The 16,297-nt window shown below is 44.1% G+C and carries 13 protein-coding genes and 1 tRNA gene; 4 read left to right on the top strand and 10 right to left on the bottom strand.

Features of this window, described 5'->3' with window-relative positions:
- Positions 1-125: 125 nt before the first annotated feature.
- The 3 genes from GMES_RS03075 to GMES_RS03065 form a co-directional block, all read right to left on the bottom strand.
- Positions 126-1,751, bottom strand: a complete 1,626-nt coding sequence (locus GMES_RS03075; RefSeq protein ID WP_006991109.1) for a BCCT family transporter — start codon at positions 1,749-1,751, stop codon at positions 126-128.
- A gap of 132 nt (positions 1,752-1,883) precedes the next feature.
- A complete protein-coding gene (locus tag GMES_RS03070; protein WP_006991108.1) occupies positions 1,884-3,236 on the bottom strand; it encodes a porin in 1,353 nt (450 codons plus the stop codon).
- Between the two features lie 914 nt (positions 3,237-4,150).
- Positions 4,151-4,227: transfer RNA gene (locus GMES_RS03065), tRNA-Val, on the bottom strand.
- 325 nt (positions 4,228-4,552) lie between these two features.
- Between GMES_RS03065 and GMES_RS03060 the strand changes: the two genes are divergently transcribed.
- The 3 genes from GMES_RS03060 to GMES_RS03050 all read left to right on the top strand — a co-directional run bounded on the left by GMES_RS03060 (position 4,553) and on the right by GMES_RS03050 (position 6,982).
- Positions 4,553-5,602: a patatin-like phospholipase family protein gene (locus tag GMES_RS03060; RefSeq protein WP_006991106.1), complete on the top strand. Its 1,050-nt coding sequence runs from the start codon at positions 4,553-4,555 to the stop codon at positions 5,600-5,602.
- Between the two features lie 491 nt (positions 5,603-6,093).
- Positions 6,094-6,477 (top strand): ACT domain-containing protein, encoded by a 384-nt coding sequence (locus tag GMES_RS03055; protein WP_006991104.1) that lies wholly within the window; start codon positions 6,094-6,096, stop codon positions 6,475-6,477.
- The gene (locus tag GMES_RS03050) at positions 6,440-6,982 is read left to right on the top strand and encodes a PTS sugar transporter subunit IIA (RefSeq protein WP_307522798.1); all 543 of its coding nucleotides are present in this window, start codon (positions 6,440-6,442) and stop codon (positions 6,980-6,982) included. The genes GMES_RS03055 and GMES_RS03050 overlap by 38 nt, the downstream gene beginning before the upstream one ends.
- Positions 6,983-6,995: 13 nt before the next feature.
- On the opposite strand, the gene GMES_RS03045 is transcribed toward GMES_RS03050, so the two are convergent.
- Genes GMES_RS03045 through GMES_RS03015 form a run of 7 tightly spaced genes read right to left on the bottom strand, consistent with a single transcriptional unit; the run spans position 6,996 to position 14,866 of the window.
- A complete protein-coding gene (locus GMES_RS03045) occupies positions 6,996-9,251 on the bottom strand; it encodes a molybdopterin cofactor-binding domain-containing protein (RefSeq protein WP_006991102.1) in 2,256 nt (751 codons plus the stop codon).
- Positions 9,248-9,748, bottom strand: coding sequence for a (2Fe-2S)-binding protein (locus GMES_RS03040; RefSeq protein WP_006991101.1), 501 nt, complete (start codon positions 9,746-9,748; stop codon positions 9,248-9,250). Before GMES_RS03040 ends, GMES_RS03045 begins: the two co-directional genes overlap by 4 nt.
- 30 nt (positions 9,749-9,778) lie before the next feature.
- Positions 9,779-10,414 carry a nucleotidyltransferase family protein gene (locus GMES_RS03035; protein WP_006991100.1) on the bottom strand — a complete coding sequence of 212 codons (636 nt, stop codon included), beginning with the start codon at positions 10,412-10,414 and terminating at the stop codon, positions 9,779-9,781.
- Positions 10,411-11,472 (bottom strand): XdhC family protein, encoded by a 1,062-nt coding sequence (locus tag GMES_RS03030; protein ID WP_006991099.1) that lies wholly within the window; start codon positions 11,470-11,472, stop codon positions 10,411-10,413. The genes GMES_RS03035 and GMES_RS03030 overlap by 4 nt, the downstream gene beginning before the upstream one ends.
- A 4-nt stretch (positions 11,473-11,476) precedes the next feature.
- A complete protein-coding gene (locus GMES_RS03025; RefSeq protein WP_006991098.1) occupies positions 11,477-12,838 on the bottom strand; it encodes an RDD family protein in 1,362 nt (453 codons plus the stop codon).
- A gap of 13 nt (positions 12,839-12,851) precedes the next feature.
- Positions 12,852-14,030, bottom strand: coding sequence for a vWA domain-containing protein (locus GMES_RS03020; RefSeq protein WP_006991097.1), 1,179 nt, complete (start codon positions 14,028-14,030; stop codon positions 12,852-12,854).
- On the bottom strand, positions 14,030-14,866 hold the full coding sequence (locus GMES_RS03015) for an AAA family ATPase (RefSeq protein ID WP_006991096.1): 837 nt from the start codon (positions 14,864-14,866) through the stop codon (positions 14,030-14,032). Before GMES_RS03015 ends, GMES_RS03020 begins: the two co-directional genes overlap by 1 nt.
- A 412-nt stretch (positions 14,867-15,278) precedes the next feature.
- Here GMES_RS03015 and cysK point away from each other — a divergent pair, with 412 nt between their 5' ends.
- Positions 15,279-16,244, top strand: coding sequence for a cysteine synthase A (gene cysK / locus GMES_RS03010; RefSeq protein WP_006991095.1), 966 nt, complete (start codon positions 15,279-15,281; stop codon positions 16,242-16,244).
- The last annotated feature ends 53 nt before the right edge of the window (positions 16,245-16,297 follow it).

The raw sequence follows: 16,297 nt of genomic DNA, 5'->3' as shown, positions 1-16,297 counted from the left end.
AGCAATTCCTGTTGGAAATAGGCAATGAATAACAACTTATTGAGGTAGATTATACCGGTTAGTTGTATCGCGTAAAAACAACAAATCCAGCCTGATAGCTGGATTTGTATAATCAGATAAGTGACTTATCTTGGTTCAGACATCAAGCCTTTGACCATAGAGAATGCCGCAATTAACAACACTATGGTAAACGGGAATCCAGTGGACACAGCCATGGCTTGAAGTGCAATGAGCCCGCCGCCTAGTATCAGAGAAACGGCGACTAAACCTTCAAATACACACCAAAATACGCGCTGAGGTGTCGGCGCTTCTACCTTACCGCCAGCCGAGATAACATCAATCACCAAAGAGCCTGAGTCAGATGACGTCACAAAGAACACTATAACTAACACAATGGCCACAAACGAAGTGATATTCGCTAAAGGAAGCCCCTCAAGTACAGCAAACAGTTGTAATGGTAAGTCAGCATTTACCGCTGCTTGGTAACCATCAACGACAACTTGTTGAATAGCGGTTCCACCGAACACTGTCATCCAAAATACACAAGCAACTGATGGCACAAGCAGTACTGAAATAATGAATTCACGAACCGTACGGCCACGAGAAACCCGAGCGATAAACATCCCCACAAAAGGACTCCAGGAAATCCACCACGCCCAGTAGAAAGCAGTCCATCCAGTTGCGAAGCCGGTATCCTCACGCCCGACCGGATTCGCTAACTCGGGTAAGTAACGAATATAAGATACCATGTTGTCAAAAAATCCTGTCAGGATCGCTATTGTCGGCCCGACAACAAGTACAAAGGCCACCAATAATACCGCTAAAACCATATTAATTTCAGACAGCTTTTTAACGCCAGCATCAAGGCCGGCTACCACTGAAAACAGCGCCAACGCTGTTATGCCTAGCACTAACAATATCTCAGTTGTCTCACCTAACGGTAATCCGAATACTGAATGTAAGCCTGATGCGGCTTGAGATGCCCCTAGCCCCAATGATGTCGCTAAACCAAATAAGGTTGCCAAGATCGCCAAAATATCAATGATATGACCAGGCCATCCCCATACTCTCTCACCTAAAATAGGATAGAAAACCGAGCGAATAGTCAGTGGCAATCCCTTGTTGAAAGAGAATAATGCCAAGCCTAAGGCCATAATGGCGTAAATTGCCCATGGGTGAAGTGCCCAGTGATAAATGGTGGCGGCCATCGCCAGTTTTTGTGCTGCAACCGCGTCGCCGGCTGCGCCTGCTAGGGGAGCGTAATCGGTGCGAACGCCGTTCTCGAGTGTCGGTCCAGCAAAAGCAGTACCGAAATGCCCCAATGGTTCACTAACGCCATAGTACATCAAGCCTATGCCCATGCCTGCAGCAAACAGCATAGAAAACCAACCTAAATAACTGTAATCAGGTTTCGCTTCGGTGCCGCCTAAACGCACGCGACCTAAGGGGGAAATAACCAATACCAAACATAGTATGACGAATATATTCGCCGCTCCCATAAAAAAGCCATCCAAATTACCCGTTAGCCAATTTCGAATGTCACCGAAAAAGGGTTCAGCTTCCGCTTGGAATAATAATGTCAGTGCCACGAATGCAATAATCATTACCCCTGACACCGCAAATACGCGGTTGTGTATGTCTAATCCAAACGGACCAACACTGACCACGATATTGTCTTGTCCCACTTGATAGTCAGTATCAATGGGGTTGACCTCCCCGTCCGGTATCATCGGATCTTTATTCTCTTTCATCGAAATGTCCTTTTTATTAACCTGTGTTTCAAAATTTTTTGAGTATGTGTAACTTATTAATGTGCTTCAAATTGAGTGTGTTTGTAATCGTATTTATAAAAATGAACACAAATACCATCGCGAAATTATCGATTAGAAGTAGTAGCCAATATTAATATTAAAACGTTGCTCCGTTTCATCGGTATCACCCGCAGCACTGCCCCCCACAAAAGGTTGATTCTTTGCGTGCACCAAATCGAAATAGGTGAATAACCCACCTGCTGCCACCGACATGCCCAACACATTCATCATGGTATCTTCGCTGTTGTCAGACTTGTCATATACCAATCCAAAATTGTTGTAGAACTGCAAGTCAGTTACAGGGCCGAAATCAACAGCCATATCATAGGCAATGTTGAGTGTGGTTGATTTAGCATCAGCAGCAATTGAATCATAAAACGAATATGCCCCAACGGCTAAGCGGTCAGCCTCTCCAATATCATAGTCATATTGACTGTGTTGAAATTGTAGATGCCAATTTCTGTATTGACTGCTGGTATGAAACGCCCACGCTTGATAATCCCCAGCGCGCTTCTCACCGTTATGAATACCGCCTTGTAACGCAGATACCCCGACCTCCGTCTTCACCTCACCCGAGGTAAAATGATAAGCGAAGCGGCCAGCTAAGGTATTGTATTCCCCTAACCCTTCGGTGGGTTCATCGTAAATACCATCACCTTGCGCTCGAATACCAACAATATCATATGAATAGCGGTCTGAGCGATTGTCTACGTAGCCATCGACGCCGCCGAGTTCATCATTTTTAAAGAAACCTACATCTAGCTGCCAGTTGTCGGCTACGCTGCGTTTAAAGACCACACCCAAATCAAAATCATCCTCTAAACCCAAGTAATAGTTGGTACTGAAAAAATAATTTTGTGAGTTGTATGCTTGGTTACCAAACGGCACTTGAGTGATACCGGCCTGTACTTGCCAGTTCTCGCTGAATTGATAACCTGCGTAAGCATATTTAACAGCCGTCATGTAATCAAAGAAGCGAATTTCACTATTTAATGTGACCCCCCCTACTTCGCCACTCATGTTGATGCGGAAGATATCAAAATCGAAGTCACCACCTCGGTTCTTATTACCGTCATCATAAGAGGTATAACTGTAATTCGTTCGAATGGCACCGCCAAACGTGACCCCATCGGTCGATTCAGGCTCTGCACGTTCGGTTTCAACAGTGTTTGTTTCGACTTTCTTATCTTGTAGAGTTAAATCAACTGATTCAGAAGATTCTGCGTTGGATGATAGAGGCGAATTTGCCGCAATATTAGTGGGATTAGTTTGGTTTTCCAGCTGTTCTAAGCGAGCCTGCAACGCTGAAATTTGTGCTTTTAGTGTCGCCAGTTCTTGTTCGCTAACTTCTACAGCCGATGTGCTGAAAGAGCTCGCTAATGCACCTGATAGAAGGGCTGGTCCGATACACTGTGTGAGTTTCATATTATGTCCTTTCACTATAAAATAAATATTGGTTCCTCATTACTAACTTTATTGTCGACAACATTTAAGCGCTGAACACCCTCTACGGCCTAGTAATAACCAGCCCTAGCCCCTACTATGCGTAACGCAAAAGCGGCCCCAGAAAATTGGTCTTACTCATCACTAAAAACACGGTTTCTTTGCTCTTGTCATTTCTTATTATTAGGTTTGTGCCACATAAGTGACATTTTCCTTCCTATTACTAGTCTTGCACTTTTATTGTTATTGGCCGGGTTAACGATATGGCCCTTAGTATTGTGTTCTGAATGCTAAATCCTTTAATGCTATTTTCCTAAGTAACGCTCCTTCTCTAGAGGGCTACAAGTACTAGGCTCAAAGCACTGGGCTTTTAAGAATTTTTCAACTAAAAGCTGTGCCCCTTGTACTGAGCGAGCAAGATATACACCACATGCTTTTATACTTATATCAACCAACTAAAATGCATTGAGTTAGATCTATTAATTAAAATTTAGACACAGAATCACAGGTGAAATTTTAAAAATCACATTTGACATCAGCTTAAATACAGTGCTTAGGCTAACATACCAAACTCTTTTATTCACACAGAACAGATAAAAAAAAGCAAAAAAAATAACATTAAACCATTAAATTCAACATGTTATACAATAAAATCCAGATTGTATTTTATGAGAATGTGAGATTTGTTATCAGCTGATAAAATTTTATTGCGCCACTTGTAACAATATTGACAATGTTAATACTTGGGAGGGAGATTAATTAGAGTACGAATTAAAAGTGTGGATTTAATGACTAACAAAGCGGATCAATTCAAACAGGAAATTCAATCACAGAATACCAATCGGAAATAAAGTAACGCTATTGTAAAATATACAAAAAAGGGGAATGTAAAGAAGTGGTGCGTCCGAGATGACTCGAACATCCGACCCCTACCATGTCAAGGTAGTGCTCTAACCAACTGAGCTACGGACGCACTGTGTAGATATTGCCTGAGGAATCCCTCGAAGCGGCGCGTATAATAACGATGCTATTGACTGACTGCAAGCGGTTTTTCATCGCAAGTGATCAGATGCTGAATTTATAGACAAATAAGATAATAGCGGTGCTATCCACCTATGCTTTTCATCAATTCCGAATGCCTAGTAAATTAAAATGTTACACCAGTAAGTCGAAAATCCCACTTGTCTAAGGCGATAACCAGCTAAAAATTTAATAGACTTATTACAACTTTATTCAGCAATATCATCTCAGTTTGGGTAAGCTAACTACATATTTTTAATTACGTTTTAGCTTTGATTATGTTAGATATTTACGCAGGAAAGTCAGCCCTAACGCTGATCGAAAAAGAAGGATTTCAACAAAGTATTTTCAGTTCTTTTCTAGGCGCTAGCGGCGGTCCTAAGTGGTTTAGTTTATTTGGCTTAGATAAGTACTTATTCGGTGAGTTCTTTGCTAATCGAACTGACCCTTTGAACCTCATCGGTTCATCGGCAGGTGCTTTTCGTGCAGCTTGCTTTGCACAAAATGATCCCGTTAGCGCTATTACTCGTTTAGCGAAATATTATTCTGAAACGTCCTATGAAGATGATGTGACCCCACTAGCTATTAGTAACAGTGCTCGCGCGCTGCTTGATAGAGTTTTTGATGAGCACGGTGCTCAAGAAATCATTGATAACCCCATATTCAAAGCACATTTCTTGGTAGCTAAATCAAATGGACTGGTTGCTTCTGAGCGTAAGCCGCTACAAATTGCTGGCCTGGTTAAAAGTTATGCTTTAAATAGAATGAATCGACGTTTACTGACCAAACAGTATGAACGTTTTGTTTTCCAAAATGCTAACAGTACACTGAGTATTGAAGACGAAAGTGGTTTTCTGACTCATAAAGTGCCCTTAACTCAAGCCAATATAAAAGAATCATTATTAGCGTCTGGCTCAATCCCAATGGTGATGTTAGGTATTAGGAATATTCCCGGTGCGCCAAAAGGTATGTACAGAGATGGTGGTATCATCGACTACCATTTCGATATTTCACTAAAAAATTCCCCTAAGTTAACCTTATATCCGCATTTTAATGCTCAGCCTAAAGCGGGCTGGTTCGACAAGTCTCTTAAACGCAGGGTCAACGCCCTTAATTATGATAAAACGGTGATGTTAGTGCCATCTGATGAATTTATCGCTTCTCTACCATTTGGCAAGATCCCCGACCGAGAAGATTTTACTAAAATGCCTACCCAAGAACGTATCGAATACTGGCAACAAGTATTACGTCAAACTGAGGCACTGGCGGACAGTTTCAGTGAATTTATTAAACAACAGGATTTTTCACGCATCAAATTGATGGGCTAAACATCTGATAAAATCGCGATCGAATCCGATCGCAGCCAGAATGATTAACATTTAAACAATTAAAACTAACCAAAAAGGTGGTTTTAACTATTGCAAGTTATCAACATAGATGCTTTCCAATTAAAACTGTGCGTTTTACAACCAACTTAAAAATTGTTAGTCATATCAAGCGATTAAGGCACAATATCAAAGAACTCAACAAGGTTATCCACAGATTCAGTGGATAACACCGGTATAATTCACAGTTAATGTGAATAACAGACCACAAATTTGTGAATAAGCAACAAATAAAATGATCGACCGTTTTGCCGTACGATCAGCAAACGAACGATCTGTGCCGAATATATAGCCCTGGTCCAACCAGACCCTACCTGTCGCTGACGTTCATGGTGTTGACAATATCCAATGCATGAATAATCAAGCAGAAGTACTTGCGTTGTTCGCCAAAGGCCGCAAAATAGACGCAATTATTAGTTGAAAACGGACTCTTCATGCCTAAACAGACGTTAGCCCTTCATTCAGCAACTTTTTGTATCCACAGCTTAGATCACGACTCCCCCATTCCTGATGACGTTCTCCAATCCCCAATATTCTTTATCAGTAAAACCGAAGATGAGTTAAGCGTAGTGGTGCCAGATGATGTAAAAGTGCAAAGTGAAGCCAGTGACGCTAATTGGCGAGCGTTAGAGGTGCTAGGCCCGCTAAGTTTGTCCATGGTGGGGATCATGGCGCAGTTAGGCTCGGTATTCGCCAAAGTGAATGTGAGCATTTTTGTCGTATCCACCTTTGACACCGATTACTTTTTGATAAAACACAGTGATTTAAAAGCCGCCGTTGATGCTTTGCGCACCGATGGCTACAAAGTCACAGAGTAAGGCCTTGTTTAAATCTATCGTTGCACCATCGCCCCCTAAGACTTTTAAAAAGGCATTGCCGGTACAGTCCCCTTTGTCAGGTAGGATATCGCCAATTGTGAATATCCCCAACGCGCTTTTTAGTCAAGGCATGTACGGTGACGGAGTGGCGATTGAGCCTTCTGGTTATCAACTCTTCGCCCCTTACGCAGGTATTGTGACCGCTTTGCCTGAAACCGCTCATTGCATAACCTTAGTCGCTAAGAATGGCCTGCGGTTTTATATTCAATTAGGTATGAACAGCCACACCATGATGGGTGAAGGCTTTAAACGTATCGCTAAGGTAGGGCAACAATATAAGGCGGGTGATGTATTGTTAGAATTTGATTTGATTAAAATGCGCAGACGACTTGATAGCACTCTGTCAGCATTTACAGTGCAAAACCCGCAGAACCTATCAGCCATTCAAGGACATTACTATCAGGCCATAGCAACGAAAGATGTTGCTATGACCTTATACATCTAACGCCTATTTAACGTTATACCGAGTACACTTTGTTTACGGGTAAAGCGCGAATACGCTTACCAGAGGCCTGATAAATCGCATTGGTTACCGACGCGGCTACAGGCGGCACACCAGGCTCACCCACGCCACCCGGCGCAGCGTCTGACTGAATAATGTGGGTCACAATTTTCGGGCTCTGGTGCATACGAAGTACAGTATAATCATGGTAATTAGACTGCTCAACTGCTCCTTCTTTGATCGTAACTTCCCCCATTAAGGCAATTGATAAACCAAATATCATTGCCCCTTCTTGCTGTGATTTTACTCGGTCAGGGTTAATCACCCTACCCGCGTCAATCACAGAATGCATTTCAAGCACAGAAACTTTGTCGTTTGCTACTTGCACTTTAGTCGCCACCGCCACATAAGACACGAAGCTACGATGCACACTTATCCCCCAGCCTTCATTATCGGCTGTAGGGCTATTCGCACCCGATTTCGCCATCAGTTCGTTTAACACATTCTTCAAGCGCTTCGTTTCGATAGGAAAATTATCGTAAGACTCACCATAGTTCTCATATTTAAACCCTTGGGTCTTCGGGTCAACTATTCGGTCATCCCCTATAAGATTTAGCCACATTTGGTGTGGGCTAACCGAAGATTTTGCCGCTAATTCGTCCACAAACGAACCAATCGCAAAGCCGTGCTGAATATTGCTAACTGAACGTATCCAACCAATACGCACATGGGCCGGCGCTTTATGAGTTTCACAAGACAAGTTTTCGATAGCAAAAGGAAGATCACCAAAACCAAGGGACAATTCCCCCGTTTGCGGCTCGTCAGTGGTGCCGGTGAATGTCCAACTAATACTTGGAAACGCAGTGCGTTGAACCCAACTTGTGACTTTACCGGCCTCATCTAGTCCAGCTTGGAAATGTTGGGCGCTGATCGCATGATAATAGCCATGGCGAATATCATCTTCACGGCTCCACACCACTTTTACCGGCTTACCGGTTTTTTGCGCCAATACCGCCGCTTCTACTGAAAAGTCAGGTTTAGATTTACGTCCAAAGCCTCCGCCCAACAAAGTAACGTTCACTTTTACCTTGCTCTTATCAATCCCTAGGGCACCGGCAACATTCTGTTGAGTTGATTGCGGCGTTTGGGTACATGCCCACACTTCACAGTGGCCATCTTTAAACACTGCGGTGGCCGCAGGTGGCTCCATGGGGGCATGCACCAAATAAGGCACTGTGTAGGTTGCATCAAGTTTCGTATCTGCCGTATCAAATGCTTTATACGCATCACCCACACTGCGAATTGACTTGCCCTTGGTGACTATGCGCTTCTCAAGTTCAGCTAAATAAGCATCTGAATCGTGACTTTGGTTATCGCCTAAATCCCAGGTGACATTTAACGCCTTGCGACCTTGTAGTGCCGACCAAGTATTACTAGCCAATACCGCAACGCCATTCAAATTCTTAAACAATACCGGAAAACTTTGTTCGGGCATTTCAATCACGTCAACCACATTTGCCACGCCACGCGACGCTTCTTTATCGAAGGCTTTTACCGTGCCACCGACAACTGGGCAACGCTCAATGCTCGCGTAAAGCATGTCGTCTAATTGCACATCTTGGCCGAAAACCGTGTCTCCGGTCAGCACTTTAGGTAAGTCCACCGATGTCACTGGCTTGCCAATGAATTTGAAGTCTTTTGGCGACTTAAACGTTAAATCTTTTACCTCTGGAACGTTTTGCTGGCTTGCCACCTGTGCTAGTTCACCAAAGCTCAACGACTTACCTGAACTTTTATGCACTACCGCACCGTTTTCAGCGAAAACGTCACTGACAGGCACGCCCCATGTCTGCGCGGCGGCATTTTCAAGCATGGTTCTAGCGGTCGCACCCATTTCGCGCATCGTGGTATAAAAACGGCGAATTGAGCGAGAGCCATCGGTATTTTGGCTGCCATATGCTTCGTCACCGAGTCCTTGCACCACATTCACTTTTGACCAATCAGCACATAACTCATCAGCGACTATCTGTGGAATACCCGTGCGCACACCTTGTCCCATTTCACTACGATGACAAACGATGTTGACGGTGCCGTCATTATCAATGCTGACAAACAAGTTCAACGTATTTGCAGCATCGTCAACAGTTGATGAAGCCCAAGCTGGCGTTATGCTAGGCAGCAACGTGCCCAGTACCAGAGCGCCACCAGCAACACTGGTATAGCGGAGGAAGTCTCGGCGACTGACTGATTTTATGTCATTACGAGCGCTCATGCCTGACCTCCAACTTCTTTAGCTAAAGTGTAATCGAAAGCAGTTTGCTTATTTTTAGCAGCGGTTTTAATGGCCGCTTTGATGCGTGGGTACGTACCACAGCGACAAATATTGCCCTGCATGTAGGAATCTATTGTTTCATCATCTGGATTTGGGTGTTCCTCTAACAACGCCACAGCACTCATGATTTGCCCAGACTGACAATACCCACATTGAGGTACATTGTGCTCAAGCCACGCTTGTTGAACAGGGTGTTCGCCGGTCGCTGACAAGCCTTCAATTGTGCTAATGTCTTTATCAGCAATAGCAGATAATGGCATGACGCATGACCGTATAGGTTGACCATCAAGATGTACCGTACATGCACCGCACTGGGCCATGCCACAGCCAAACTTCGTGCCCGTCATGCCCAGCACATCACGCAAGGCCCATAATAAGGGCATATTTGGGTCGGCGTCGATTTCTACTGGTTTAGTGTTTAGGTTAAAACGAATCATTTAATGCTCCATTTAGGTGATTATCTTTTGCTAACGAGTGCTGTCGTCCGCTGGCGTTTGTTGCCAGCGAGCAAGGTCAATTTGTGTATCTATATCATACTGTGCATGAGTAATGTCTATCGCCAACACATCTTCTTGGTGTTGCTGCAGTATTTTACGTGCCCCAACGTCGGCGTTTAATGCTATTAGTTGCACGAAGTAACGACGAGGGAAAACAACCGGCGCACCCAGTACACCTTTGTATCTAGCGGCGATGATCTTATCGGGCGAAGCAATACAATGATGCAGCATTGTGGCTATATGCTCACGTGTTAAAGCGACCTGATCAGCTAAAGTCACCAATAAATGGGATGACTCGCTGTTTACTTTTTTCACGCCAAACGCCAGCGTTGCCCCCATTCCTTTCTGCCAATGCTCAAATATATGGGATGTTGCATAAGCAGGTACCACAGAAAGGAGCTCCGCGGCGTTAGCGCCTAAAATGACATTCAATTCGGTCAGCTTTTCAAGCAAAGACCCATTTGATGTCAGATTATCAAGGGTGTGAAGCAACATGGGCTTGCCATTCACATCAGCCAATTGCTTAGTGCCATTAAAGCGCTTACTTTGGCCTGCTGCCAACATTAGCGCCGCTATTGAAGGAGGTTTACCATGGGCTTCATTCATTGGGGGAGAATGCCGCTGATAGATAACCCATTTTGCTGCTCAATAAAGGCATGGGCCTCAGATAGCATAGATAAAGCAATTGATTCAGGTAGCTCTCCACCTAAGCGTAATCCAACCGGATTAGCTAAGGGTTTAACAAGCTTTTCACGGGTGGTGGGGATCAAATCAAGCACCCGATCAGTACGGTGAATTGGGCCAAGCATACCTACATACTTTGCGCTACTTTTCTGCGCTAGTGCCAACGATTTGGCATCTAATGTAATATTGTGAGTCATGATGATGACCATATCAATTTGCTGTAACCATCGACTTTGCTCCAGCGACTCAATGGCGTCACGTACCACGTTAACACTGTTATCAAAATGACCATTTCTTGCGTAACTGGTGCGTGGGTCGACCAAGGTCACTTGCCACCCAAGTTGCGTCGCTATAGACACCACTGGGCGAGCGTCTACACCGCCACCAAACACGGCTAGATGTGGCGCGGGTTTTAGGTATTGCTTGAAAACCACCTGCTGTGTTTCATTGTCACCGTCGATGTCCGCCTCTTTCAAAGCTAATTGACTTGACGTTGCTTGCTCCGGAGTTAATTGCTCCGGATTTACTTGCTTTGACGTTAGTTTCTTTAACGTATTAAGCGGGGCTTGCTCGTTAATGACTTGGCAATATTCTGCGGTTTGGTTGTTTTCTAATAGCGCGTACAACGAATCAAGCTGCAAATACTGATTCGCCTCATCCACTGGTTGCAATAATATGCGCACCATACCACCACAGCCAATACCCAGTTTCCACGCCAAGTCTTCTTCTTCACGCATATCATATTCGACGATACGGTTGCGCCGTGAATCCCAACATCGACGCGCTTGTAACATAATATCGGACTCTAAACAGCCGCCACTGAGTAACCCAAAATATTGCCCTAAATCGTTGATCATCATCATTGCACCGGCTTTTCGATAGGAAGAGCCGTCAGTTTCTATGATGGTGGCTAACACCCACTTTTGTGAATTTTTACTGCCCTGCCACTGCTTTAACAATTGGTTTAATCTATTTGCCACTTAACTACTCGTTGTCTGTTGATTCATTTGATGTTGATTTAACCGCTGATTGCTCGGGTACGGTATGAGGATGCACAAACTCCACTCGCTCGTTACGTAAGTCGATCACTAACGTTTCAGAAATTTTGTCTTGGATTGCTTGGCGGTTAGGATCCCAGTAAATTTGTAAAAATCCTAATAGTCCTGTCGCTATCCCTGCGCCATAACCACCATAGCGGCCAAAGCTTTCCCATAAATTCAAACTACTACCATCCAGCTTAATGACCTGAATACCCAGCACACGTTTACCCGGCGTTTGTCCGTGCCACCAAGCGGTGAAAATACTAAAATAGAAAGCTGCCCAGCCAAATCCCAGGCCAAGATCGGCAGCTATTCCTTGCACCCAAGCCAGAATACTCGGTGGCGACGAGCCTTTCGCACGTGGCCCTTCAATTTCGCTCAAGGTGTCAAAAAAGGATTGGGCATTTTCTTTTTGTTCAGCGCTTTGGCCAGCATTTTCACTTTCATCGTTAGTATCAAGGTTGTCAGGGAGAGCCTTACCTTCAGTACGTGTTTTAAAAGCGTTTTCAAAGTCAATATTGTCTACCTCACTTTGTTCAATTTCACTTTGTTTTGTATCGCTTTGCGAAAGGTGGTTCTCGCTATACATGCGCTCATACGTTTGTGTCATGGCAACCTCTAGCTGGCTTTTTTGCTGAGGAGATAAATCGTCACTGACTGCATCGCGATACCCACTAAACAGCTCTTCAGCAACCTTTTTATCTATGGGCATAGTGGCTAAATCCGTCGCGAGTTTTTCACCTAGCGTCGTCCAGCAAACTAACGGCTCAATGCACTTGCCGTATTCGATGTCTTTAGCCACGCTTTTCGTTTCAAATAGATATTTCGCGGTTAACCCTATCAAAGCTAAATCTTCGACCTTATCCAACTCTAAATCGCCGAGTACATCGTCTTCGACTAATTCTGAGCGTACTTTTTGATTTTCGTCTGGGGTTTCTATTACCTCTTGCACGAACTCAATACTTTGTGCAGCAATTAAAAAAACTAAAATGGCCGTAACAAATCGCAGGGAAATTCGCGCAACGTTAAACCGCTTTTTCTTTTTTAAACGGTTACCGGCCCTGAAAAAAGTGATGGCTGCAATAAGTGCCAGCAAAATGTTACTTGCCTGACTTAGTAAACCAATAAGTGCGGCATCTATCAGCAGTGCAAACGCGCGTTTGATGGGACGAGCCAAAGGCGTTCCGAAAAGGGACTTAGAAACATGAAACGCATAGGGCGTAACCATATTGCGTGTTTCTTTTTGGCTTAAATGAGCGGGATTTACGGGCGCGTCTTCTGTAGCTGATTGTATTGGTTCGCTCACGCGCCCACCTTTTTTATTTTTTGTGTAGCGCTTTTATTGCCTCCCCTAAGCCGTCGATCGTCAAGGGATACATGCGCTGTTCCATAATGTCTTGCATGATACCGATAGAGGCATAGTAATTCCAATATTGTTGAGGCTGCGGATTTAACCAAATACCATGTTTGAAATGCTCCAAAATGCGTTGCATCCAAAGGGCACCAGGCTCTTCGTTCCAGTGCTCAACACTGCCACCAGGATAGGTAATTTCGTAAGGGCCCATGGTGGCATCACCGACGAAAATCACTTTGTAGTCAGCGCCATATTTGTGAATAACATCAAACACCGACATGGTTTCCTTGCCCCGGCGTTTGTTGTCTTTCCACACGCCCTCGTACACGCAGTTATGAAAATAGAAATACTCTAAATGCTTAAATTCTGTGTGCGCCGCCGAGAATAACTCTTCACACTCTTTAATGTGGGCGTCCATTGAGCCCCCTACATCAAAAAACATCAACACTTTAATGGCATTACGCCGAATAGGCATCATCTGAATATCAAGCAAGCCTGCGTTTTTAGCTGTGCCCTCTATGGTGTGAGGCATATCTAGCTCTTCGCTGGTGCCACTTCTGGCGAATTTACGCAGTTTACGCAAGGCAACTTTTATGTTCCGAGTGCCCAGCTCAACATTGCCTGCTAAGTCTTTAAACTCGCGCTTATCCCAAACCTTGGCTGCCGAAAAGTTACGATTTTTGTCTTGTCCTATCCGCACACCTTCAGGATTGTAGCCATTCGCTCCAAAAGGTGATGTGCCACCAGTGCCAATCCATTTATTGCCGCCTTGATGGCGTTTCTCTTGTTCAGCAAGGCGTTCTTTTAGGGTTTTCATCAACTCATCTAAGCCACCAAGGGCTTTGATTTTAGCCTTTTCTTCTTCACTAAAATGACGCTCAATTTCTTTACGTAACCATTCTTCTGGAATGTCTTTGCCGAATAAGTCGATTTGCTGCACACCTTCGAAGTAATCCGCGAAGGCTTTATCGAATTTGTCATATTGGCTTTCATCTTTGACTAAACACAAGCGGGCCAAATAATAAAATGCTTCAATATCCGCAAATACCACGCCAGCTTGTAAAGCGCGCAGTAAGTCCATTAGCTCACTTAAGCTGGTTTTGAGCTTGTACTCTCTTAGCTTAAAAAAGAAATCAACCAACATTAGCGACGCGCCATAAATACCAGTTTTTCAAAAAGATGAATATCTTGCTCGTTTTTAAGCAATGCACCGTACAGAGGAGGGATCGACTTTTTGCTGTCTTTATCTTTTAACGCCTCAGGAGAGATATCTTCTGCCACGAGTAGTTTCAACCAGTCGATTAGCTCAGAGGTAGATGGCTTTTTCTTTAAACCTGGAATATCACGTAAGTTAAAAAACGACTCTAGCGCTTGGCTCAGCAGATCTTTTTTAATGTCCGGGAAGTGAACATCCACAATGCGTCGCATTTCATCTTGATCAGGAAACTGAATGTAATGAAAGAAACAACGACGCAAAAATGCATCTGGCAGTTCTTTTTCATTATTAGAAGTAATGATCACGATCGGACGTTGCACCGCTTTTATGGTCTCGCGAGTCTCGTAAACAAAGAACTCCATCTTATCCAGTTCTTGCAGTAAATCGTTCGGAAACTCGATATCCGCTTTATCAATCTCATCAATGAGTAATACTGGGCGGTTGTTATTTTCAAAGGCGTGCCACAACTTGCCTTTGACGATGTAATTTTTAATATCGTGTACTTTGTCATCACCTAGTTGAGAATCACGTAATCGAGACACGGCATCATATTCGTATAAACCCTGTTGTGCTTTAGTGGTCGACTTAATATGCCATTGAATCAACTCAGTGCCTAAACTTGCTGCGAGCTCCTCTGCTAGCATGGTTTTGCCTGTTCCTGGCTCCCCCTTAATCAATAATGGGCGCTCTAATGTGATCGCCGCATTCACCGCCAGCCTTAGTTCATCGCTAGCAATATAGTTACTCGTTCCATTAAAAGACATCAATACCTCGGTTTATTCGTTGGGTTAATCGACCACTGCTTGTAGAAGCAGTAAAGCCATAGATACATTATTTATTAGGGGAACTGCGCCCGATTTGAACTGCCTACAAAGACGAGTGTCATTACTTACGCAACTTTATTTATGCAATAGTTAACCGTGAGCGCAGGTCAATTACCAATGAATAATGCTTAGAGTTAACTATTTCCATAAGATATAGCTAAAAAGCACTTTGAATTTGGTCACTTCGCCTTAATCTAAGTAACCTGACCTTAGGTGTCAGAAAAACCTAAGGCGTGACACAGATTAAAATTCTTAGACAGAAAGTGCCATTGACTAATAAGTATAAACTTACGTCAGCTTAACGAAAGACGTAACAAATTAGGCACTACCCAGACCCCAGAAAGGAAAATTTATGCAAGTTTATGACGACAATTCCCTCGCTATCGGTAAAACCCCGCTGGTTAAATTAAACCGTGTTACTGGTGGTAACGTCTATGCAAAAATCGAATCCCGCAATCCGAGCTTCAGTGTAAAATGTCGCATTGGCGCCAACATGATTTGGGACGCTGAAAAACGCGGAATATTAACCAAAGATAAAGAATTGATTGAAGCAACCAGTGGTAATACTGGGATCGCATTGGCATTTGTAGCGGCTGCTCGTGGCTACAAAATTACCTTAACGATGCCAAGCTCTATGAGCCTTGAGCGTCGTAAGTTGCTAAAAGCACTGGGTGCCAATCTCGTATTAACTGAAGCAGCTAAAGGCATGAAAGGCGCAATTGCTGCCACTGAAGAGCTTATTGCGTCAGCGCCGGGCAAATATGTCCCTTTGCAACAGTTTGAAAACCCAGCAAACCCTGAAATTCATGAGAAAACCACAGGCCCAGAGATTTGGAATGACACTGACGGAAAAGTCGACATTTTCGTAGCCGGTGTTGGCACAGGTGGTACTATTACTGGTGTCAGCCGTTACCTTAAGAATACCCAAGGTAAGGACATTATCTCTGTAGCAGTTGAGCCAACTGATTCCCCTGTTATCAGCCAAGCGAAAGCCGGTGAGCCATTAACTCCTGGCCCACATAAAATTCAAGGCATTGGCGCGGGCTTTATCCCTGGTAACCTTGACTTGGATATTATCGACGCCGTTGAGCAGGTAACCAACGAAGAAAGTATGCAGATGGCGCATCGGTTGATGAAAGAGGAAGGTATTTTAGTGGGGATTTCCTCAGGCGCCGCAGTCGCGGCTGCCAAACGCTGGGCAGAAAAACCAGAAAACGCCGACAAAGTTATCGTTGTATTACTCGCAAGCGCCGCTGAGCGTTACTTAAGTAGCCCACTTTTCGCGGGCGAATTTGGTGACACCGAAGAAGTTCAATAAGCACCGGTCATACTGCCTCACAAAGGCGCTTAAAAGATCGTAAAAGGGAGGCA

Source organism: Paraglaciecola mesophila KMM 241 (assembly GCF_000315015.1).
Lineage (GTDB): Bacteria > Pseudomonadota > Gammaproteobacteria > Enterobacterales > Alteromonadaceae > Paraglaciecola > Paraglaciecola mesophila.
This window is presented reverse-complemented; position numbering and strand designations above follow the sequence as displayed.